Source organism: uncultured Thiodictyon sp. (genome assembly GCA_903837595.1).
Taxonomy (GTDB): Bacteria; Pseudomonadota; Gammaproteobacteria; order Chromatiales; family Chromatiaceae; genus Thiodictyon.
This window is the reverse complement of the sequence record CAILVI010000067.1, coordinates 12,390-33,768: the sequence shown is the minus strand read 5'-3', so window position 1 is coordinate 33,768 and position 21,379 is coordinate 12,390. Positions and strand designations below refer to the sequence as shown.

The 21,379-nt window shown below is 65.0% G+C and carries 15 protein-coding genes and 1 pseudogene; 5 read left to right on the top strand and 11 right to left on the bottom strand.

The genetic code is table 11. The features are described from left to right. Window positions 1-150 precede the first annotated feature (150 nt). The 6 genes from QZY44_RS03705 to QZY44_RS03680 form a co-directional block, all read right to left on the bottom strand. Window positions 151-558, bottom strand: a complete 408-nt coding sequence (locus QZY44_RS03705; RefSeq protein WP_295442414.1) for a DUF2147 domain-containing protein — start codon at window positions 556-558, stop codon at window positions 151-153. 320 nt (window positions 559-878) lie between these two features. Beyond that, complete coding sequence (locus QZY44_RS03700) at window positions 879-1,886, bottom strand: formylglycine-generating enzyme family protein (RefSeq protein ID WP_295442411.1); 1,008 nt, start codon at window positions 1,884-1,886, stop codon at window positions 879-881. Between the two features lie 217 nt (window positions 1,887-2,103). Beyond that, window positions 2,104-7,743 carry an alpha-2-macroglobulin family protein gene (locus QZY44_RS03695; protein WP_295442408.1) on the bottom strand — a complete coding sequence of 1,880 codons (5,640 nt, stop codon included), beginning with the start codon at window positions 7,741-7,743 and terminating at the stop codon, window positions 2,104-2,106. Between the two features lie 373 nt (window positions 7,744-8,116). Next, entirely contained in the window at window positions 8,117-9,106 is a 990-nt protein-coding gene (locus tag QZY44_RS03690; RefSeq protein WP_295442405.1) for an FkbM family methyltransferase, read from the bottom strand. Between the two features lie 763 nt (window positions 9,107-9,869). Further along, entirely contained in the window at window positions 9,870-10,952 is a 1,083-nt protein-coding gene (locus QZY44_RS03685; protein WP_295442402.1) for a homoserine O-succinyltransferase, read from the bottom strand. Window positions 10,953-10,963: 11 nt separating this feature from the next. Beyond that, complete coding sequence (locus QZY44_RS03680) at window positions 10,964-11,824, bottom strand: ATPase (RefSeq protein ID WP_295442399.1); 861 nt, start codon at window positions 11,822-11,824, stop codon at window positions 10,964-10,966. A gap of 188 nt (window positions 11,825-12,012) precedes the next feature. On the opposite strand from QZY44_RS03680, the gene QZY44_RS03675 reads away from it, so the two are divergent. The 3 genes from QZY44_RS03675 to QZY44_RS03665 all read left to right on the top strand — a co-directional run bounded on the left by QZY44_RS03675 (window position 12,013) and on the right by QZY44_RS03665 (window position 13,061). After that, the gene (locus tag QZY44_RS03675; RefSeq protein ID WP_295442395.1) at window positions 12,013-12,261 is read left to right on the top strand and encodes a type II toxin-antitoxin system prevent-host-death family antitoxin; all 249 of its coding nucleotides are present in this window, start codon (window positions 12,013-12,015) and stop codon (window positions 12,259-12,261) included. After that, a complete protein-coding gene (locus tag QZY44_RS03670; protein WP_295442392.1) occupies window positions 12,258-12,644 on the top strand; it encodes a type II toxin-antitoxin system VapC family toxin in 387 nt (128 codons plus the stop codon). The genes QZY44_RS03675 and QZY44_RS03670 overlap by 4 nt, the downstream gene beginning before the upstream one ends. A gap of 90 nt (window positions 12,645-12,734) precedes the next feature. Then, window positions 12,735-13,061 (top strand): hypothetical protein, encoded by a 327-nt coding sequence (locus tag QZY44_RS03665; RefSeq protein WP_295442390.1) that lies wholly within the window; start codon window positions 12,735-12,737, stop codon window positions 13,059-13,061. A gap of 165 nt (window positions 13,062-13,226) precedes the next feature. On the opposite strand, the gene QZY44_RS03660 is transcribed toward QZY44_RS03665, so the two are convergent. The 4 genes and pseudogenes from QZY44_RS03660 to QZY44_RS03650 all read right to left on the bottom strand — a co-directional run bounded on the left by QZY44_RS03660 (window position 13,227) and on the right by QZY44_RS03650 (window position 14,671). Then, the gene (locus tag QZY44_RS03660) at window positions 13,227-13,511 is read right to left on the bottom strand and encodes a DUF1778 domain-containing protein (RefSeq protein ID WP_295442387.1); all 285 of its coding nucleotides are present in this window, start codon (window positions 13,509-13,511) and stop codon (window positions 13,227-13,229) included. Between the two features lie 123 nt (window positions 13,512-13,634). Continuing rightward, a complete protein-coding gene (locus QZY44_RS03655) occupies window positions 13,635-13,868 on the bottom strand; it encodes a hypothetical protein (RefSeq protein WP_295442386.1) in 234 nt (77 codons plus the stop codon). 20 nt (window positions 13,869-13,888) lie between these two features. Next, window positions 13,889-14,143: pseudogene (locus QZY44_RS35600) on the bottom strand (toll/interleukin-1 receptor domain-containing protein); the annotation flags it as partial. A 243-nt stretch (window positions 14,144-14,386) separates the two neighbouring features. After that, window positions 14,387-14,671, bottom strand: a complete 285-nt coding sequence (locus tag QZY44_RS03650) for a hypothetical protein (RefSeq protein ID WP_295442383.1) — start codon at window positions 14,669-14,671, stop codon at window positions 14,387-14,389. 370 nt (window positions 14,672-15,041) lie between these two features. Between QZY44_RS03650 and QZY44_RS03645 the strand changes: the two genes are divergently transcribed. Beyond that, window positions 15,042-17,138, top strand: coding sequence for a hypothetical protein (locus tag QZY44_RS03645; RefSeq protein ID WP_295442380.1), 2,097 nt, complete (start codon window positions 15,042-15,044; stop codon window positions 17,136-17,138). A 7-nt stretch (window positions 17,139-17,145) separates the two neighbouring features. On the opposite strand, the gene QZY44_RS03640 is transcribed toward QZY44_RS03645, so the two are convergent. Then, window positions 17,146-19,041: an ATP-binding cassette domain-containing protein gene (locus QZY44_RS03640; protein WP_295442378.1), complete on the bottom strand. Its 1,896-nt coding sequence runs from the start codon at window positions 19,039-19,041 to the stop codon at window positions 17,146-17,148. Between the two features lie 150 nt (window positions 19,042-19,191). Between QZY44_RS03640 and glgX the strand changes: the two genes are divergently transcribed. Beyond that, window positions 19,192-21,300: a glycogen debranching protein GlgX gene (gene glgX / locus QZY44_RS03635; RefSeq protein WP_295442375.1), complete on the top strand. Its 2,109-nt coding sequence runs from the start codon at window positions 19,192-19,194 to the stop codon at window positions 21,298-21,300. Window positions 21,301-21,379 lie beyond the last annotated feature (79 nt).

Here is a 21,379-nt window from a genome sequence, read left to right as displayed (position 1 = left end):
TCTGGTCTCCTTGTCCGGAAAAATGTCCGGTGAAAGATGATCGCATATTACTGATTACGATGAATTACTGGAACAGCCGCGGGAAGGATTGTCCGGAAAAATGTCCAGTCGATGGAGCGTCCCGCCAGCCGCGGACCGCCGCCGGCTCGCTCAGGGCTTGAGCCCGTACTTGCCGGGGTCCACCCGCGTCCAAGTGCTGCTACGCCCGATCAGGCTCACCAGGATGTAACCGCGCAACTCCAAGCGGTCCTGGCCCGCCATGGTGATGGTGCCTGAGTAGGTCTTGCCGTTGCGCGGGTCATAGACCTGCCCGCCGTCGCACACCCCTTTGGCGTCGGGCGGCGAGAGGCCCCAGACGATGGGCAGGCCCAGCAATTTGCGGTCACGTTTGGCGGCGTCCGGGTTATGCGCATCCACCTTCGGCTGGCCGGCCGGCCCCTGATCGCTGCCCGACGGGTAGTTGGGCTCCTTCAGCCAGACGATCCGCCCGCCCAGCTTCCCGCCGGCTTCATCGATCTGGACGACGGAGGTGCCTTCCTGGACGAGCCAATAGCCCACCGGGGTGGGGCGGCCGCCAGGACAACGGTGGGCAGGATAAAGGCGAGACAGCAGAGCAGCAGGTAATAGCGGCGTGTCATTTCGGGCTCCGATGATTTCAGGATAGCTGCGGTTGAGTGACAGAGGCATTGATCAAGACTTGGGCCACCGGCACTCCCGGCGCAGAGCGCCTGACCCATGCGTGACACCGCTGGAGCGGTGTCACGAGCGCGGGTTGATGTTCGGAGCGCGGGTTGACGTTCGGTGGCTATTGGCACGTTCTCAAACGGTTACGGACGGGGCGCATGCCCCGTCCGGCCGGTGGGGAGACAATATCTGGGTCACTTCGGGCTATCCGCTTCGACCTCGCGCAGCAGGCGCATGCCGAGCAGCGTGTAGCGCGACTCCGGGGTGTTCCAATTACGGAAGGAACAGCGCGCATAGAATGGCCAGGAATGCCATGAGCCGCCGCGACGCACACGGGCGCGGCCGGTGTCCGGGCCTTGCGGATCATTCACCGACGACTGCTTATAATAGTCCTGGCCATACCAGTCCGACACCCACTCCCAGGCGTTACCCAGCATATCGTAAAGTCCAAACGCATTTGGCGCGAAACTGCCGACCGGGGCCGTGAAGGCATACTGATCGTGCCCCGTGATGGCATAGCCCTGCCAGCGCGGCCAATTGACCGCCGAATCGGCATCAAAAATATTGGCAATCGCGATCACTTGCTGAGGGTCATCGCCATTGGAATAGCGCGTCGTCGCACCGGCCAGACACGCATATTCCCACTCCGCCTCGGTTGGCAGGCGGTATTTTTGCCCTTCTGTCTTGCTCAGCCAGTCGGCCATCGCCACCGCATCGTTCCAGGTGACGTTCAGCACGGGCTCAGCATCGGTCTGAGGAAAACCGACGTTTTGCCAGGAGTAACGCGGGTTACGGCCCTCGAAGGCATCGCCGCGCGCCGTCGTGGCCGGGTCATAGGCGGGGTTGTAGCCATAACCGCCAGTGCCGTCGCGCTCCGCTTCCGGCTGATAGCCCGAGGCCGCGAGGAATTGGCGAAACTGACCGACCGTCACCTCGGTCTGACCGAGCAGGAAGGGGCGGGTCAGGCGCACCGGATGCCGGGGCGATTCATCCCCAAGGCCGAGAAAACGCTGATAATCATATTGCGGGAAGTCCTTGGCCCAGGAGTCGGGGCTTTCCTCGCGTCCCATCGGAAACTCACCGGCGGGGATGCGGACGAACTTCATCCCCAGTGAATTCTCGACCACCGTCCCCGCGTCCCCTGCCAGGGCCGAATCGGCAGAACATAACAGCGCGAACAGTAAGACCGGATACTTGTGCATGAGGTGAGTTCCTTAATGGCTGCAGCTTAACCAATCCCCGCACCCGCTGTAGGCTGGGTAGAGCGCAGCGAAACCCAGCAATCAAGGCATGATCTCAGCGCTGATGATGGGTTTCGCTGCGCTCAACCCATCCTACGGGAATAGTGCCACGCGTACGCCCGCCATCCCTGGCCTGGATTGCGGCATCCCGGCCGCAATGACGGCCCCCTCCCCTGCGCTAGCGACCGGCCTCCAGCACCGTCGCGGTCGCCGCGTCGGTCCAGGCGCGACGGCTGGGGTCATACATGTCCTCCACCGCGGCGGGCGGCTGGGCGTAGGTGCCGGGGGTGACGGCGCGCAGCAGATAGCCGAGCTGGAACGCGACCGGGTCCTCCGCGGTGCGGTCGACGGCGGCCACAAAGCGGTCGGAGCGGAACTCCTGGTGGGCCGGGGCCGCCAGCAGGTCCAGTCCCGGGACCTTGGCGACGTCGGCCGAGCGCATCAGGTTGGGGTTGTCGATCTCCAGCCCCGCCGGCAATGGGTCGTCGACGATGAGACGCGCCGCCCCCTGGGTGTCCGCCCGCACCGTGACCACGGCCAGCACGCGGCTACCCTGGGGCACGGCCGTCAGATCCATCCGCCGGCCGTCCAAGCCGTAGTAGGCGCGCTCAATGACATAGCCGTTGCCCCCGGCGGGCGGGGCGACCCGCGGCACACCGAGCGTCCCGACCATGCCGTCCACCGGCTTGTTGCCCAGGTTGGTGATCGTGACCGGGGCGGAAGCCAGACGGGCCTCGTCGAAGCGCCCGAACCAGGCGCCGTCGATCGTCTTGCCGTCGACCTCCAGGCGCAGGCCCCCCTTGCCCTTGTTGAGCGCCTGGGCGGCGAGCAGCAGCCACGTGTCCTCCTGGGTGCTGCGGTAGCGCGACCGGGCGAACCCGTCCTGCACCCGACCGGCGAGCGCCCGCAGGTCCAGCGAGTCACTGCCCGACTCCGCCGCCAGGGCGAGCACCGCGGCGGCATCGCGCAGTGACGAGCCATAGTCGGCGCGCCACTCCCCGGCGCCACCCAGGGGACCTGACCTGTCCAGGTCCGCCGCCGCTGAGCCGAGTGCCGCGTCTGCCCGGGTGCGGTCGCCATAGAGCGCCAGCGCGGCGCCGATCTGGGCCTTGGCCATGGGGCCGCCCAGGTCATCGAGCCGCTCGTCGGCCAGATAGCGCAAGTCGCCGATGGAGGCCCGGCCGTTGCGCGCCAACACATAGAGCGCATAGGTGTCCGCCGGGCCCGGGTTGGTATAGGCACCGACATTCTTCAGATTATCCAGTGCGGCATCCAATGCGCCCTGGGGCACCTCAAAGCCACGCTCTTTGGCGCGGGTGAGGAAGTCGGTGGCAAAGGCGTCGAGCCACAGGTCCTCCCCGCCCGGTGCCCAGAGGCCGAAGCGCCCGTCGGCCGAGGCATTGGCGAGCACCCGGGTGATGGCCTCGCGGATGCGCGGCGGCACCGCCGGGTCGCCGCTGAGCCCCGCGGCCAGCGCGACCTGGTCCAGGTACAGCAGCGGCAGCGCACGGCTCACCAACTGCTCGGTGCAGCCGTGGGGGTAGCGGTCGAGGCGGCGCAGGATACCGGCGATATCCAGCCGCCCGGCGCGACTGACGGAGGCGAGCACGGTCCCGGTACCCGGCACCCGATCACTGAGCAGTTCCGGGGTCAGGGTGAGCGGCGGCGAACTCGGGAGCAGTTCGTGCCGGGTGCTGGTGAAGGTGGCGGGGGCATTGCTGCGCACGCCGAGCGTCAGGTGCTTGGTGAGGACCTGACCGGCCGGGGTGGTGACCTGCACCAGCAGGGCCTCATCGCCCACATGCTGGGCCTCCAAGGGGACTTGCACGTCAGTCCGGACGCTGGGGGCGAGAGTCAGGCGCCGGTTGGCGGCAGCCGGGTCGACCGTGACCAGGCCGTGCTCCGTGGTAACGGCGATCTGAACCGCACCGCCCTCACCTTCCACCTGCGTGAGCCCGAGCAAGAGGCGGCTGCGGTCGCCGGGGGCGAGGAACCGCGGCAGGCTGGCGCTGACCACCACCGGGTCGCGCACCAGGGCATCCGCCACGCCGTGGCCGACGCCCGCGGCGGTCCAAGCCATGGCCATGAGCTTGACGGTCCCGTTGAAGTCCGGGATCGGCACCTGGAGCACGGCCTGACCCTGGTCGTCGAGTCGCACCACGCCGGAGAACCAGGCCATCAGTTCCTCGGTCGGGGGCGGGGCCAGCAGCTTGGCGAGGCCCCCATCGCCGCCCGAGCGCACCACCCCGGGGGCGCCCTGCATCCGGTCGATCAGTTGGCCATAGAGGTCACGGAACTCCAGCCCCAGGCGGCGCTGGCCGAAATACCAGGTGTCAGGCTCAGGTGCCTTGTAGGCAGTGACATTGAGGATGCCCTGATCGACCGCGGCCACAGTGACATAGGCCTCGGTACCGGGCTTGAGGTTGGTCACGGCCACCTTCACCGGCATGGTGCCGCGCGGGCGGATACCGGGCTCGACCGCCAGGCTCACATCAAGACGCCGATCCTGCGGATCCACCCCGGCCCAGGCCAGGCCAATGGAGCGGCCAGGCATCCGCCGGGCGCTGAGATCCATGGGCCGATAGAGCACCGCGGTCACATAGGCACCGGGCCCCCAGTCGGCCGTCACCGGCAGGTCCAGGGTGGTCCCGGTGGCCGGCACCTCGACCGCCTGCATGGTGATGAGCCGGTCATCCACCACCATCACGAGGGCCAGGCCGGACTCGGCGGCCGTACCGCCCTGCCCCGCCCGTGGCTCGATGTGGACCCGCGCCCGGTTGCCGACTCGATAGGTCGCCTTGTCGAGCGAGACCTTCAGTTGGTCCGGGGTGTCCGCCGCCTTGGGCGAGACATACCAGCCAGCCTCAAAACCGGTGCTGGCCGGCAGCAACCCATCGGCGACCAGGCGCAGGCGATAGGCGCCCCACTTGACCGGGGTCTCGATCCTCCCCGGGGTCTCCGCGTTCAGATCCAGGGTGCCGCTCGCCACCCGCTTGGTACGCTCGACCGACTCGTAGTCATAGCTGCCGCTGTCCTGGCGGAACCACTGGAAATCGGTCTCGATCCGATCCAGCGTCCAGGCGACCTTGGTCGCCGCGCGGCGCGCACCGTCCTTGCCGAGCGCGATGACCTCGAACCCGGCGGTCCCACCCTCCGGGGCCTCACCCTCAAACAGCTGCCGCACGCCCAGGCGCGCCTGCCCGTCCAGGACCGGCAGGGTCAGGTTGCGCTCCACCGGGCGACCACCCGCGTCCAGCACCCGCACCGCCAGATCCGCCACCAGCGGGCGACTGGTGGGGGTCAACTCGGGCAGAAGAATCGGCACCTCGGCCCCGCCCTGCGCGTCCGTGGTCACCGGGTCCAGTGGGCGCTGGGTCGCATCCGGCTTGTCATCGACCAGTCCGAACCGATAGCCAGGCCAGGCGGCGAGCCCGTCGGCCACCTTGACCTCCACCTCACCCTCCACCTGCAACCCGGCCGCGGGGGCACCGTAGAGGAAGCGCGCCTTGATCGGCAGGGCCACAGGGGCGTTGGGGTCCAACCCTTTACCGGGCGCCGTCAGGGCAAAGTCCAGCCGCTCGGGCTCGAAGTCTTCCACCAGGAAGGTGGTCTGGCCGATCGGCTCACCCTTGGGATCGGCATAGGCCAGCACCCGCCAGGTGCCGCGCTGGGCGCCACCGGTCAGGGGCACGTCCACCTGGTGGCCACCCAGCCCCTGGTCCTTGACCAGCAGGCGCTCGCGCTCCACCCCGTCCGGGCGGCGGATCACCAGGGTCAGAGGTACCGCGGGGGCAGCGCGCGCCTGGGGGTCGCGCACGAGGGCGGTCAGGTGCACCGTCTCGCCGGGGCGATAGACGCCGCGCTCGGCCACCATAAAGAGGTCGAGCGGCTTGGGCGCTGGGCGGCCGTCGACGCCGCGGTCGGTCAGGTCGAAGGGGGTACGGCTCAGATCCAGGAAGCCGTAGTCGCCGTCCTTCGCCTCACCGGTCACCAGCAAGGGGGCGTTGCCGCCGGTCCCGCGCAGCAGGCCGGGCTCGAAACGGGCATAGCCGGCCGCGTCGGTCTCCGCGGTGCCGAGGATGTCGTTGTTGCGGGCGATGAGCCGCAGTTTCACCCCGGCCACCGGTTCGGCGCTGGTGAGCGAGCGGACCAGGGTGTGCAGGCCGTCGTTGCCGCTCAGTGCGGTGAGTCCCAGGTCGGAGACCACGAACCACTGGGTTGCGCCGGACTCGCCGCAGTCGCCTTCACAGTCTTGCGTCTGGCCCGGGGTGAGGAGCCGGGTGGGTTTGGCGGTCAGGGCATAGACGCCGGGCCTGAGATCCCGGACCAGGGTGCCGACCGGCACCGCGGTGGTCACGTCGCGGTTCAACTGGGCCTCGACCTCCACCGTGCCCTTCCAGATCTGCTCGCCGGTCTGGTTGGCGATCTGCTCCGCCTCGTAACTGCTCAGCGACTTGAGGAAGGGACCGTCGCCGAGGGCCTGGGCAATGGAGCGATCGCCGATCCGATAGACCTTGGCGCTCAGCCGGTCGGCGTTGACGGAAACCACCGGGATGGTCGCCTCGCCGCCCTTGGGCAGGACATAGGCGCGCCCCAGGAAGTGCGCGGCTGGGGTGCGGTTACCCACTTTGATATCCAGGTCGACGGTCTTCTCCAGGGTCTCGCCGGTGGCGGCCGGCAGCCCTTTGCGGACCTGGACGCTATAGCGCCCGCCGTGGCTCACGCCATCGACACAGACCTGACGCTCCTCCACCTCGACCGCCAGCCCGGTCGCGGTCGCACCCGGGGCCGCATCGGTCGCCTTCACGAAGTCCGCCAGGTTGGGCTTGAGCCGCGCCAGGGGTTCGGAGAATTGGATGCAGATGCGCGGGGTTGGGCTCTCCGCCTCCACCCGGTGCTCGGTGATGCGAAAGCCGTGGTCGGCCTTGAGCTTATCCAGATCGGCGCGCACCGCCGGATCGGGCTTCAGGGCCAGCGCGGCGCCCAAGGCACCCATGGCCGGGCGCCACTGTTCCCGAGCCTTCAGCGTCCGCCCCAGGGGCACGAGTGCCTGGACGCGCGCCGTCTCTGTCCCGGCGAGCAGATAGGCATTGATCGCCGCCGCGGTTGCCTGGGCCTTGCGCTGATTGCGCAGGTCCCAGCCCTCGGGCTGCGCCGCGGCCAAGGCGTCGGAAAAGCCGATCCACAGGCCCGCATCGTCCGGGGCCAGGCGCACCGCCGCCGCAAAGAGCGCCACCGCCTGCTCGCCATTGCCGACCCCGCGGGCGGCACGCGCGGCCGTCGCGACCTCGGCGACACCCTGACCCTTCAGGGCCGCCGAACCCTCCGGGGTCGCCAGGGCCGAGAGCCCGGCGGCCAGCTTCTTGGCCCCGTCGAGCGCATCGGCCGGAAGGAAGCCCAGCTCCGCCGCGCGCCGCTGCGTAGCCGTCGCGCCCGCCCCCTCCACCACCCGCCCGGAGATCGCCCCGGGGAAGGTCCGGAGATCCCGAAACTGGTCCTTGAGGAAGCACCAGCGCGCCTTGGCGTTATAGGTGAAGGCACGGCAGGCCGTGTTCGTGAGACAGGTCGACTTGCAGGCATCCAGGTCGACCTCCTTCAAGACCTGAATGTCACGGCCGAAAAGGTCCGAGTCTTCCATCATCAGTATCTGCCGGGCGGCAGCCGGGGCGGAGGCCGGGGCCGCGACCGGGGTGGGCGCCGGGCTTGGGGCGGGCGCCGGAGTTGGGGCCGCCGGGGCCCAGAGGGGAAGCAACACTGCCAACAGCAGCAAGGGCAAGAACTGGCGGTCGACACGCGGGCGAAGGCGGATGCCGTGCATGGATGTCTCCTGATGAAGGGTGGGCCGGGGCGTGATCAGTATAGGGGAGCGCAGGCCAGTCCGGCACCTGGGTGCGATGAAGAGCCCCCGTGGGCGCTCAATGCCGTTAAGTTAAGCCGTTCGTGGTGAGCTTGTCGAACCATGAACGGCTGAACTTCCGATGCCTCAAGAATCGCATCTGGGTTGATCTCCGCGCCGGGATTGACACGGAGGGCATTGGCCGTCTCGTCTGGAGCATCACCGGCACCCGTTAAGGCGACGACGACCAGGCGCTTCCCGACCCCCGCCTCCGGCTCCCCGCGGACCTGCCCGATTTCACCCTCGGCATGGAGGCGACGGTCGCACGGGCGGCGCCCGAAAACCCATACCATTACTAGCGCAGAAGCATGTCAGTATACGGACCGTGCTCGCCCAAGTTGTTATACAAGACATCAAGTGCTTGAGCGGAAACCGGCTGTGGTAAGCCGACATTATCTAAATCAATGAAACACTCATAACCAGCCGACAATATTGAGGCTTTTAATAACTCATAACACCCTGATCTTTTCATGCCATATGGCCAAAACTCTATAACTAATGGAGTTTTTAGCCTAAGCGCATTAGTTGCGCCGGCCAAAACAAAACCTTCAAAACCCTGCACATCGATCCAGATAAGCGTCTGATTTGGATTCTCAATTGTTATCCGCCTATCAAACAGGTCCGATTCTACTGCGATGATTTTTCTGAGATCTTCATTACATACCCCTCCATCCTCACTCACTCTGACGCGATGATCCCCAAAATTATCGTCCGACAGTTCGAACTTTATCTCTTGATTTGCCTGATTACCTAAAGCAATATTATGAGTAACTATTTTATCACCAAGCCCATTTAGAAAAATATTTGCACTTAGGAGCGAAAAATTAAAAGGCTCCGGCTCTATCGCTATCGCCCTCTTGAATATCCCCCTCTTTATCATTGGAATGCATATGGTTCCGATATTTGCACCAATATCGATTAGCAGCATGTTGGTACGATCACCACCGAGAAGCTGAACAGTTTTTTCAATCTTTTCAGAATCAAAAGATCCTCTTAGAAATACTCTACGCCCAATTGTCTTGTCATTTACAGAGACAACGTATGTTTCGTCCGTTAGCGAAGACAGCAACAACGCGCCTTTCGGCGCAGAATCGAAAACCTCTGCACGAAAGGTATGATCATTTAACAGAGAAGGCCAATAGATGTCGCGCAAGACGAGTTGTCTGATGAGTTGCCTGATCCATTTAAAATTACCCCATACAAAACGCTTAAAAGATACCAACAATGGTATTCTCTTGAGAAAACCCTTTAGTTGAAAATAAAACGACGTATCGAGATTTTGCATATTCTTTCTCACAATTGGCAATGGACGATCGCTTATCTGAACCAGCGATACTAATGAGCAATTTAATCAGGAAGCAGGAATAGCCGCGAATATGGGGTCAGGGTCAAGCACGTGGCACCCTGTATTTCTATCTGCAAGGGCGAACGCCATAAAACGAGCACGTCACGGATCTTGGAGCAGCCGCAGACCGATGGAGTTGCCACCGCTACCGGGGGCATATCCGAAGCCGCATGATACGCGTGGCGCACCCGTGCCGCTACCCGCAAGGACCGCCGCGCCACACCAGGGATGCAGATGCGCAAAACGCACGCCCGCTCCCGGACGCTCTGCTTTCCGTGGGGGACGCGCGAAGCGGAGTTTCGCAGACCGCACGCCCAAGGGGACCTTGGGAACGAGCGACCCCCGCGGCGATGCCTCAATCGACAGCGGCTGGACGACGGGCCGTCTTATGACGGGAAAGGCGTGTATTTTGGCTCCGCTGAATGCTGGCGGCCAGTGTCCAGATGTTTCTGCGGCCGAACGTTGGCTTTGCTGCGCTTGCCATGCCACGGTCGACCGGTTGTGTGTTCATCACTACTACGCCCTTATCGTTGCGTTGAAGGTCGCATTGGATCGCGACTGTGGATGCAAGATAACGCGCAGTGGATGATCTCAGCCTGTATGGCGTTGTCAGCAAACGTTCAGGTTACCGTTGATCGGCTTGACGGCGCGGAGCGCCTGACACAGGGGTGACACCGCTGGAGCGGTGTCACCAGAGGGGCACTCAGGGCAGCGCCCGCCGCCCCAACCCCAAGGGGTCCGCCGGGTCGATGTGGTCCATAAAGGGGAGCTTGCGGTCGCTATGGGTGACCTGATAGATCAGGCCCATCCAGTTACCCACCACCCCCTCGGCGGTGTCGTGCCAGGTGTTGTCCAGGCGGAAGACGATGTGCTCCTCCGGCAGCGGCGGCGGCTCGCGGCCCGCCGCCAGGGCGTCGCGCAGGCGCTGCGCGTGCTCGTCCAGGATGGCACGGGACTGCAGGGTCAAATAGCCCGTGGGAAAGGGCGGATAGTCGCGCCGCTCCCCGGCAGCGAAGCGCTTCACCTCGCGCTTGTACTCCTTGAGCAGCGAGATGGTGTCGTATTCCGGATGACCCTGGAAGAAGACCTGCCGGAAGCCATCGGCGCTCACCGCCAGGTGGACGCCGGCCTCAGCGCTCTCCGCCAGCACCGGAAGCCCGGCGGCATCGAACTGGTCGCGGCCGATCTCATTGAACCGCGAGTGTGGCACGTCGAATAGGGTGTTGACGGTGCCCACCAGCGGGTGCGCCCGATCCACCACCCGATGGGGAAAGACCCCCCAGCGCTTCTCACCCAGGGGCCGGCGCCGCTGACCATGGCGGAACTGGAGCACGGCATGGGTGGCCAGACACGAGCACAGGGTGGAACTGACATTGTTCCAGGCCCAGTCCACCACCTCGATCAGTGGCTTCCAAAAGGGCTCGCCGGCCAAATCCGGGCCGGTCACATTGGCCCCGGTAATGATCAATGCATCCAGCCCGTCCTCGCGGATGCGCTCGAATGGCTGGTAGTACTGGCGGATGTGCTCACGCGCCCGCTCCGCCCGCGGCAGTGCGTCGAGCGTAAAGGGGTGGACGTAGAACTGGGCGATCTGATTGCTCTGGCCGATCAGCCGAAAGAACTGGCGCTCGGTGGCCTCCAGGGCGGCGTCCGGCATCATGTTCAGCAGCCCGATGTGCAGCTCGCGGATATCCTGGTGGAGCGCCCGATCCGGTTCCAGGATCTGTTGGCCCGCGGCACGCAGGTGGGCGAAGGTCGGCAGTGGGTTATGGGCGACGATCGGCATGGCGGCGGCGCTCAGTCCGAGCCGTCCGATCCGGCCCGGACGATCGCGGTCTCCAAGAGGTACAGGAAGTCCTGCTCGTCGCGGATCAACGCGACCTCCTCCGAGGAGACCGTGTAGCCGTGTGGCCGGGCGATGGCCTCGTAGCGCGGCACCCGGGAGTGGAAGAGCCGCGGAAAGACCCAGCGGGTGAAGTCGTCGGGCGCGATCTCCGCCACATACTCCAGCCCCCGCTCCGCCAGGTAGTCCGCCACCGCAGTCTTGAGGAAGTCCGGGCGGTAGTAGAGCGGCTTGGGATCGGCCTGGGCGCGCTGGATCAGCTTGATCTCGTCCGCCTCCGGCACCCGGATGTAGAGGATCAGGCTATGCTGGGCGAGCAGCGAGATGACCCGCGGCTCATCCAGTTCGCACAGGCTGCCGCCCACGTCGTTGACCAGGTGGGCGTAGCCGTAGATGTCCTTGGCCTTGCGGATGAAGTCGGGCACGTCGCCCATAGCGGCGATCTCCGCCTCCCGGTAGAGCGCCTGACGGCGGCTGAACTCGGGCAGCGGCAGCCCGCCCAGTTCCGGATTCCCCAGTTTGCCGACGAAGCTCAGCACCGGCCCCAGGTCCATCACTTTGATATTATTTCGGATGAAGATCCAGTCACTGCGCAGCAGGTCGCGCAGGAAGGGGTCACGCATGGCATGGGCCTTCACGAGATCCAGGATCGGCTCGTCCAGATAGCGGGTGCCGATGCGGTAGTCGCCCGAGTAGTGGAACCAGTCGCTGCGGCGCAAGAGGTCCGAGAGCCAGGTCTTGCCGACTCCGGACATACCGAGCAGGGTCACGCACTTGTGGGGCCAGGCGCGGAATTCATCGACGGTGAATTTCATGGGGGAGCTTCGTCAGGTGGTGGGGCGCCGCGGTGTCTCGGCCTAACACTAGATGGTAAGCCAGCCACCCCGGGCTGGCCAGCGGCGCGCCGAGTGCAGGCGTGAATGCACGACAAGCGACGCCGCCTTGCCTCTTGGCCAAACTCTCGCCATACTCTGACCAGACTTGACCAACGCGACAGGGCATCATGCAAACCGTCAACATTCTGGAGGCGAAGACCCAACTGTCCCGTCTCGTGCAGCGCGTCGAGAGCGGGGTCGAGGCCGAGATCGTCATCGCCCGCAACGGCCGCCCCGCCGCGCGACTGGTACCACTGGCGGCGCAACCTGTCGCGCAGCGGATCGGTATCGCCGCGGGCCGGTTCCAGGTCCCCGACTCCATCGACCGCAACAACGCCTTGGTGGAGCAACTGTTTGCGGGCGAACCATCCCCATGAGATTGCTGCTCGACACCCACATCGCCCTGTGGGCACTGACGGATGACCCGCGCCTGTCTGAACAGGCGCGGGCGCTGATCAATGATCCGGCCAACCAGGTCATGGTCAGCGCGGCGACGGTCTGGGAGATCGCCATCAAACACGCCTTGGGCCGCGACGACATGCCGATTTCCGGCGAGGAGGCCCTGGACTGGTTCCGGCAGGCGGGCTACGACCTGCTGCCTGTCAGCCCGGCGCACGCCGCGGCGGTTGAGCGCCTGCCCGACCACCACCGTGACCCCTTCGACCGCCTGTTGGTCGCCCAGGCCATCACCGAACCGCTGCGGCTGCTCAGTCGGGACCCGCTCGTGGTCCGCTACGGCGAGGTAGTGATTGCGGTCTGAATCTTTACCATCCCGAACCCGGCGCGCCGCCGGGTCGCTATCGCTGCATCACCACCACGCCCGGTGCGACCCGGGCCCAGGAGTCAACCAATGAGCGTAATCACAGAAAACGAAGGCCGGCTGGAGATGTACGACACCGACCCCGAACACCCGCAGCGGCCGATGGTCCTCATCCGGACCTTGAGCGCCCCGGCCGGGGTCGCCTATCACCGCGCCCACGAGGCCTGGCACATCGCGCGTGAGATCGCCGACCGACCCGACCGCAACAAGGCCCAGGAACGCGCCGCCGCCGTCGCAGAGCACGTTTGGCGCACGGCACTGGCCGCCGCCGAGGCGCACGGGGTGGTGCGAGAGGTGAAGGGTGCGCACCCCGTCGTCGAAGCGCTGTGGGACGATGGCACCTGGCAGACGGTCTAAAGGCCGGTGCCAGTAGGGGCGGGTTTGAAACCCGCCCCTACGCGCGGGCCGCGGTCTGTGACCCCGGCCCGAACGTTTCGAGCGCCGACCGCCTTGCCCGCTGAGACCGCCGAAAACGTTCCGGGCGAAGCGAATGCCCCGCCCGGAACGTACAGAAGGGCGCCGTCACTGCCTTTGAATCAACTCGCCGTGGGCCTGCGCCGCCCGCTCCAGCGCGGGAACCGGCGCGGGTGGATTGAGCAAGAGTTCGACGAAGCGGCGCTGATCCTCAAGGGATAGACGGATGACGCAGGTCTCCTCAATGGTTCGCCTCGCCTGTTCGGTGGTGGTGGCCACGACGAAATCGCTGACGCTACGCCCCTGAATCTCGGCTACCCGTTTGACGATCGCCAAGGCATCCGGGGTGAGCCGGGCTTCGAGCCGGGCGGTACGGACCGAGTCGCTCGGCATCTTGGTATCCTCAGGTGTTGTTCAGGACATTGTACGGTATTGCGCCGGACAAACCGGAGTGACGCCCCACTCGTTCCGGGTTCCCCGGATCGAAATGGCGCAACAGCCGGCAGCGTTCCGCCCTCAAGGGGTCTCCTCGGCGCGGAAGGCGTCCATCGGGTGGTACATCCAGTGCTCGCCGTCCGGCAGCGGGGCGTGCCAACCGAGCCAACGCCAGGCATCGCGGCTCCAGTGCACCCAGCGGCGGTTGGGGCCGTCGGGGTCGTGCCAGGTGACCCAGTTGCCTTCGGGAAGATGATCGATAGCGCTCGCACAAAGGGGCGTCCCGCCATCTTGTGGGATTGTGAAGAATCGCATGCGGCCGTCCGCGCCCGCGGCAGTTCCTCGCCGCGGATGAATCCGCTGGCGAAGAAGCTCGGGGAGAGGAGCAGGAGGCCGAAATCGCAGCCGGCCAGCGCGGCGCCAATGGCATCGGTCCAGCGCTCGCCGACCTCAATGCGGTCGTCGATCCAGGGGGAGAACCGGTAGCCGCGGGCGATAGCCAGCCGGGGGGCCAACAGGTCCAGCAGGCGACCGGTCGGGGGCCGGTCGGCACGGGCGTAGCTGACGAAGTAGGTGAGGTCCTGAGGCATGGGCGTGGCGGCCTTGATCATCGTTCCGGCCGCCGTAGGTCGCCCTTCAGGGCGACTACTCAGCATCGCGCAAGCCTGGTCGCCCTGAAGGGCGACCTACACCTGCCCGTGGCCGGAACGACGACCAAGGCCGGCGTGCCTGAGTGGTGGGGGGCGTGGGGAATTATAGGCCCACAGGAGCGGAGTTTATTCGTGGGTCAACGCGCCGGGCCGGAGGGATGACACGGAGCGCTGACGAAACGATCAGTCCAGCTTCACCTCAACGAATCGAGGCTGCTTGGGCGTAGTGTTGTCCTGGGGCTTGAAGAAGACCTCCAGGTGATTGGTTGCCGGAACATACAGCATCATCTGCTGGGTGTCGGTGTTATACAGATCGCCGGTCGGCAACGGCGACAGGATGCTCCTGGACGCCTGATGCCAGTATGAGGTCATAATGTCATTGACGTTGTCATTGACGTCCTGCGTTGATAAGGTGGCGCGTAAGCTGTAGGTCGTCCCGTCGGTGGGCGCATCCGGAATGGCTGCCATGATGTGCGTACGACGGCGATCTGCTGAAGCCGCCGGCAATGTGCCGCGGACAGGTCAATCGTCGCCTGATCGAAAGCGGCGACCTGGGAGCGGTGCCACCTCACCCCGCGGCTCCAGCCCCCGGACAGGCACTGTCGGCGGGTACTCCGACCGAGCCCATTGGGTCCGTTGCTCCAGACCTTGCCCCCGCACAGGATCAGGGTGTTCCAGTCCCGGACCACGACCCCATCGCCCCGGGCGCACACGACATCCGCGGGGCAAGCCCGCCAGGCGCTTGCACCAAACAGCGGCGCAGGCGTATGATATCAATTAGATATCTTAGGCCTGAAGGCTATATCCTGGACAATTATAGCCCCCGGACTGCGCCACCATGAGTGACCTAACTGCGGCGGCAGACGCTGCGCTTGCTGGCATCGGCAGTAGCGCGGAGTTTCCTTTCGGCACGACTGACCAGGTACTACATATGCGTCATTGGTATAAACCACTCGCGGTCGTGCTGGGGCTGGCATTTAGCCTGAGCATTTGGCAAGGAGCTCAATCCGGCGATTGGTCCCCAATCGTTTTCGCGGTCAGCTTTCTGACGATCGCCTCGGGGTTACCCCTCGGGGCGCTGTTCTGCCGTGCGGCCGGTCTTGAGGATGACGAGGGTATCGACATCCTGATGGTACTGACAATTGGCATTCTGCTTTACGAACTGCTCCTCCTGGCACTGGCATTTTTCTCACCGTTCCCCTTCTACCTAAATGTTCTCGGCCTGGCCTTGCTGCTGGTCAGCTTGGGACTACCGGCATTCAGGCAACGGATGCCAGTCGTCACGGTCAGCCCCATGACCGCTCTGTGTGCCGTGGTCTGCATTCTTGCAACGGGATTCTGGTCCATCGAAAACCTACGGCCATTGGCCATCGGGAATGAGGAAGTCGTCGTTCACGCGTGGCAGGACATGTTTATTCATGCGCGATTGGTGGCAATGTTTGGCCTTTCTCAGGGCGTCACCACGCTATCAAACTTCGACCTGTCCGGGCAGCCGATGTCGGTCTACCACTACGCCAGCTATATGATTCCGGCGGCGATACTCAGCCTGCGTGGGGGCACAGCATACTCGCTGGCCGCCTCACTCATCGCCCCCTTGGGAGTCGTCCTGACCGGGTTTGCGGCGTATGGCTTCGGAAAACTGCTCACCGGACGTGAAACGGTTGGTTTACTGGCGTGCTGCGCCTTGCTGCTCGTGCCTGATGCCTCGTATTTTGGCCTGGGGAATCGCTGGACGGGGTATAACTTCTTTCAACAAGTCGGAGTGGCTGGCCCCTATGCTGTCGCCGCCATGGGATTAGGTTGGGCACTCGTCTTGCGCGGACTGGCGAAGGAGTCGTGGCACACCATCATGGCCGGTTTTTTGCTGTGTGGGTTAAGCGCATTCTTCAAGTCGCAAATCTTCCTGGCCTACGCGATGATCCCGCTGCTGTTCGTCTGGGTGTTTCATCCCAAGCTATCCGGTAGCGCGCGGATATCATTAATCGCGGCAACCGTTGGCAGTTATGTCGCAGCGCTAGCGTTCATGGCGCACATCGCTGACGCGCCGACGCTGGCATTTTCAACTTCGGGCTTCAGGGTCAATTTGCAGGCTATTCTAGCCAATTTCCCTGCCGAGCCTCGTTTGATGTGGCAGAACCTGTTCGGAAATAATCCCGGCGCGGGGAAGATCTTATTGGTCGGCGCGCCCATGCTCCTACTCTCGAATTACGGCCTCTCAATACTGGCCCTCGGCCCCGCATGGTGGTTAGCTGGAACCCGCCAGTTGATCTCGAAGCCGCTTGCGTGGTTCCCATTGTGGATCATAATCCCGCATCTCATCCTGGCCCTCGCGACGACTCCAAATTCCGGGCCAGGCGATCCCTTTGAGGTCTTCCACAAGACCTTCGTATGGCCGGTCTGGGCGATTACTGTGTGGATCGGAGTCATCGTCGGTTTGTGGGTAGGCGATGCGCTGCGAGCCAAGTACTCGTTCGCCACCATCAGTGCCGCGCTAATTCTTTGCACACTGCCGATCATCTGGTATGGCAGCTCGGTCCAATCGGGAATAATCTGGTCACAAAACGCGATGGACCTGAAGCTGCCGCGCGGACTCTACGATGCCGCCCTGTTTGTACGCAACAATTCCCACCCGGGCGAGGTCGTACAGCTGTCCGATAACGACCCTTATCTGATGTTTCCGGCGTTTTGTGAACGACCGTTGTGGGTGATCCGTTCCGGGATGAACCTCGGCACGCCACCCCCGGAAGTCATTAAGCGCTTCAATATCGTGGCGTCGCTGCGTAAACAAGCGCACATTGCAAGCGTCTTTTCGAGCGCCCAACTCCTGGGGATACAGTGGTGGGTTTCCAAAGGACCGGTACCTGCTGACTGGGCGCCCAAGTCAGTCATGACCAGTTCCCGCGGTGGGAAATTCAGCGTATTTCAAATAAAGTGAATAATGGCTACCGCCGCGCCTCCAGCGCCTCCCAGCGGACATAGGCCGCCGCCAGCTCGATCTCAATCGCCCCGAGCCGCTCCCGGATGGTCGCCACGGCCGCGCTGTCACCCTGATAGATGGCCGGATCGGCCAGGCGGGTGCTCAATGACGCCTGCTCGGTCTCCAGTGACTCGATGCGCGCCGGCAGTTCCGTCAGCTCCTTGTTCTCTTTGAAGCTCAGCTTCACCACCGAGCGCTTGGGCTCGGCCGTGGGAGGAGCGGAAGCAGCGGCGGACGCCAGGGATTTCGGCTGAGGCGTGGGCGGCTGAGCACGCTGACGCAACCAGTCCTCATAGCCACCCACATAGTCCTGCACCACGCCATCCCCTTCGAACACCAGCGAACTGGTGACCACATTGTCCAGCAAGGCGCGGTCATGGCTCACCAGCAGGACGGTCCCGGCGAATGAGACCAACAACTCTTCCAACAACTCCAGGGTCTCGGTATCGAGATCGTTGGTGGGTTCGTCCAACACCAGCAGGTTGGCCGGGCGGGTAAAGAGCTTGGCGAGCAGCAGGCGGTTACGCTCCCCTCCTGAGAGTGCCCTGACCGGCTGGCGGGCGCGCTCCGGGCTGAACAGGAAGTCACGCAGATAGGACAGTACGTGGCGGCTCTGGCCGTCCACCATCACCTGGTCGCTGCCTTCGGCCACGTTGTCCTGGACGGTGCGTTCGGGGTCGAGTTGGGCTCGCATCTGGTCGAAATAGGCGACCTGTAGATTGGTGCCGCGGCGGATGGTCCCGGTCTGCGGCTCCAAGTCACCGAGCAACAGCCGCAATAGGGTACTCTTGCCAACCCCGTTGGGCCCGATGATGCCGACCTTGTCCCCGCGCAGGATCAGGGTACTGAGGTCCCGGATCACCGGCTCACCGCCCCAGCCATAGGTGACGCCATCGGCCTCCGCCACCAGCTTGCCGGAGCGGTCCGCCTCGCTGAGCCGCAGGCGCGCCGTGCCCTGCTGCTCGCGCCGCTCCATGCGCTCCTGGCGCATCGCCTCCAGTGCGCGCACCCGGCCCTCGTTGCGGGTACGCCGTGCCTTCACACCCTGGCGAATCCACACCTCCTCATCGGCCAGGCGGCGGTCGAAAAGCGCATTGGCCTGGGACTCGGCGTGACGGCGCTCCTCCTTGCGGCGCAGATAGTTGGCATAGTCGCCCGGCCAGTCGGTGATGCGCCCGCGGTCCAGTTCCAGGATGCGGGTGGCGACGCGTTGCAGGAAGCGCCGGTCATGGGTGACGAACAGGAGCCCACCCTGAAAGTCCTTGAGAAAACCCTCCAGCCAGTCGATGGACTCGATGTCCAGATGGTTGGTCGGCTCGTCGAGCAGCAGCAGGTCCGGCCCCTTTACCAGTGCCTGGGCCAGGAGCACCCGTCGCTTGAGCCCGCCGGACAGCGCATTGAAGGGGGTCTCGGCATTGAGCCCCAGGCGGGAGATGACCCGCTCGGTACGCTGTTCGATCTCCCAACCGCCGCGGTCGTCCAACTGCTGTTGGATGCGCGCCAACTGGGCCAATTCGTCGTCCGTCGTCTGCGCCGTCATGTGGTGCGACAGGTGGAAGTAGTCGCGCACCAGCAGGCCCAGGTCGCCCAGACCCTCGGCCACCACGTCGAAGACGCTCGCGTCTTCATGCAGCGGCACCTCCTGGGCCAGCCGCGCCACGGTCATGCCCTGGCCGAACCGCACCTCCCCCCCGTCCGGGTGGACCTCCCCGGTGATGATCTTGAGCAGGGTGGACTTGCCGGTCCCGTTGCGCCCGATGAGACAGACCCGCTCGCCACGGTCGATGGCGAAGGAGACCGACTCCAGCAGGGGCGGCAGGCCGTAGGACAGGGCAACGGATTCGAGGGAGAGGATGGTCATGAGGATTCCGGGGGAGAACGACTTAGGCGGCGGGCAACGCGCGGCACGCGATCAAGCAGGTTATCGACCAAGCGGAAAAATGCAAGGCGGCGCGCGGACACGGGGTTAAAATCCACCATGAAACAGTCCCGGCAGCGCAGAGAATACTCCATGATCCAACAAGAATATCGCGTCCAGCCAGGCAATTGGGACCAGGGCGGGGCCGCCTTCGTCGACGACGGGGTCAATTTCTGCGTCTTCAGCCGCTACGCCGAGCGGATGGAGCTCCTGCTGTTCGACCGGGAGGAGGCGATCACGCCCTTCCAGGTCATCGAGCTCGATCCGCGGGTCAACCACACCTTCTTTTTCTGGCATTGCCTGGTCGTGGGCCTGCCGAGCGGCACCTGGTACAACTGGCGCGCCGCCGGGCGCTGCGATACCCGCGAGAGCGGCGCCCGGATCGACCCCGGTAAGGCCCTGCTGGACCCCTGGGCCACGACCGTGAGCGACCGGCTGTGGGACCGGGCGCGCGCCTGCCGGCCGGGGGACAATTGCGCCACCGCCATGCGCGCCCAAGTGCTGCGCGACGACTACGACTGGGAGGACGACCGCCCGCTGCACATCCCGCTCAACGAGTCGGTGATCTACGAGATGCACCTGGGCGGCTTCACCCGCCACCCGTCATCCGGGGTCGCGCACCCCGGCACCTACCGGGGGCTGATCGACAAGATCCCCTATCTGGCCGAGCTGGGCATCACCCATGTGGAACTCCTGCCCATCATGGCCTTCGATTGCCAGGACGTCCCGCCCGCCACCGCCGCCCTGGGGCACCAGAACTACTGGGGCTATAGCACCCACAGCTTCTTCGCCCCCCACCCGCACTTCGCCCACGAGCCGGCGCGCGCCCGCGACGAGTTCCGGGACATGGTCAAGGCCCTGCACCGCGCCGGCATCGGCGTGATCCTGGACGTGGTCTTCAACCACACGGCAGAGGGCGGCGCGGCCGGACCTACTATCAATTTCAAGGGTCTGGGTAACGAGGTCTTCTATCACCTGGACTTCAGCGATCGGCGCCTATACCGCGACTACACCGGCTGCGGCAACACGGTGAACTGCAACCACCCGATCGTCACCCGCTTCCTGGTGGATGCACTCCTCTACTGGGTGCGGCGGATGCATGTGGACGGCTTCCGCTTCGACCTGGCCAGCGCGCTCGCCCGGGGCGAGGACGGCAACCCGCTGTATCACGCACCCATCCTGTGGGCGACCGAACTGGCCCCGGCCTTGAACCGCACCCACATCATCGCCGAGGCCTGGGACGCCGCCGGGCTCTATCAGGTGGGCGACTTCCCGGGCTTTCGCTGGGCCGAGTGGAACGGGCGCTACCGCGACCTGATGCGTGCCTTCGTGCGCGGCGAGCCGGGCCTGATCCCGGAAGTGGCCACCAGGCTGGCCGGCTCCAGCGACATGTACGAGGTGCGCGGGCGGCGGCCCGTCAACTCGGTGAACTTCGTCACCTGTCACGACGGCTTCAACCTCTGGGACCTGGTGAGCTTCGAGACCAAGCGCAATCAGGCCAACGGCGAGGAGAACCGGGACGGGAGCGACAACAACATCAGTTGGAACTGCGGGATCGAGGGGCCGACCGACGACCCCGAAGTCCTGCGGCTGCGCCGCCGCCAAGCGCGCAATTTCATCGGCATCCTGATGCTGAGCCAGGGCGTGCCCATGATCCTGTCGGGAGACGAGATCCTGCGCAGCAAGGACGGCAACAACAACACCTACTGCCAGGACAATGAACGCTCCTGGTTCGACTGGAGCCAGGTGCAGCCGCAGCGGCCCATGTTCGACTATGTGCGCGGCCTGATCGGCCTGCGCCGCCGTCACCCGAGCCTCACCCGCGACCGTTTCCTCACCGGCGCGCCGGACCCCGGCCTGAGCCTCCCGGACATCACCTGGCACGGGATGAATCTCGACCTCCCCGGCTGGACGAATCCGGGGAATCGGGCGCTGGCCTTCACCCTGGCCGGGGTCAGCCCCGACGAACCCCCACTGCACGTCGTGCTCAACATGTGGCAGGACCCACTGGACTTCGCGGTCCCGCCCCTGCCCGGCCGGCGCTGGACCCTGACGGTCGACACTATGGCCGAACCGGGGGTCTTTCCACCGGGCACCGCCGCCCCGCTCTTCGACCCGGTTCCCGACCCCGGTGAGCCCCCCCTCAGGCGCATCCGTGTGGGCGCCCGCAGCCTGGTCGTACTCGAAGCCCAACTGACCTGATTGCAGACGACGGTCATGACGCCCGCGACACCCCTCTCCCCGGCCCCCCCCAAAAAAAAGGGGAGGGAGAATTGGAGCG

Coding starts and splice junctions, on each gene's coding strand:
- QZY44_RS03700 (WP_295442411.1), bottom strand. CDS start 1,886: ATGCACAAGTATCCGGTCTTACTGTTCGCGCTGTTATGTTCTGCCGAT.
- QZY44_RS03695 (WP_295442408.1), bottom strand. CDS start 7,743: ATGCACGGCATCCGCCTTCGCCCGCGTGTCGACCGCCAGTTCTTGCCC.
- QZY44_RS03690 (WP_295442405.1), bottom strand. CDS start 9,106: ATGCAAAATCTCGATACGTCGTTTTATTTTCAACTAAAGGGTTTTCTC.
- QZY44_RS03685 (WP_295442402.1), bottom strand. CDS start 10,952: ATGCCGATCGTCGCCCATAACCCACTGCCGACCTTCGCCCACCTGCGT.
- QZY44_RS03680 (WP_295442399.1), bottom strand. CDS start 11,824: ATGAAATTCACCGTCGATGAATTCCGCGCCTGGCCCCACAAGTGCGTG.
- QZY44_RS03675 (WP_295442395.1), top strand. CDS start 12,013: ATGCAAACCGTCAACATTCTGGAGGCGAAGACCCAACTGTCCCGTCTC.
- QZY44_RS03670 (WP_295442392.1), top strand. CDS start 12,258: ATGAGATTGCTGCTCGACACCCACATCGCCCTGTGGGCACTGACGGAT.
- QZY44_RS03665 (WP_295442390.1), top strand. CDS start 12,735: ATGAGCGTAATCACAGAAAACGAAGGCCGGCTGGAGATGTACGACACC.
- QZY44_RS03660 (WP_295442387.1), bottom strand. CDS start 13,511: ATGCCGAGCGACTCGGTCCGTACCGCCCGGCTCGAAGCCCGGCTCACC.
- QZY44_RS03655 (WP_295442386.1), bottom strand. CDS start 13,868: ATGCGATTCTTCACAATCCCACAAGATGGCGGGACGCCCCTTTGTGCG.
- QZY44_RS03650 (WP_295442383.1), bottom strand. CDS start 14,671: ATGGCAGCCATTCCGGATGCGCCCACCGACGGGACGACCTACAGCTTA.
- QZY44_RS03645 (WP_295442380.1), top strand. CDS start 15,042: ATGAGTGACCTAACTGCGGCGGCAGACGCTGCGCTTGCTGGCATCGGC.
- QZY44_RS03640 (WP_295442378.1), bottom strand. CDS start 19,041: ATGACCATCCTCTCCCTCGAATCCGTTGCCCTGTCCTACGGCCTGCCG.
- glgX (WP_295442375.1), top strand. CDS start 19,192: ATGATCCAACAAGAATATCGCGTCCAGCCAGGCAATTGGGACCAGGGC.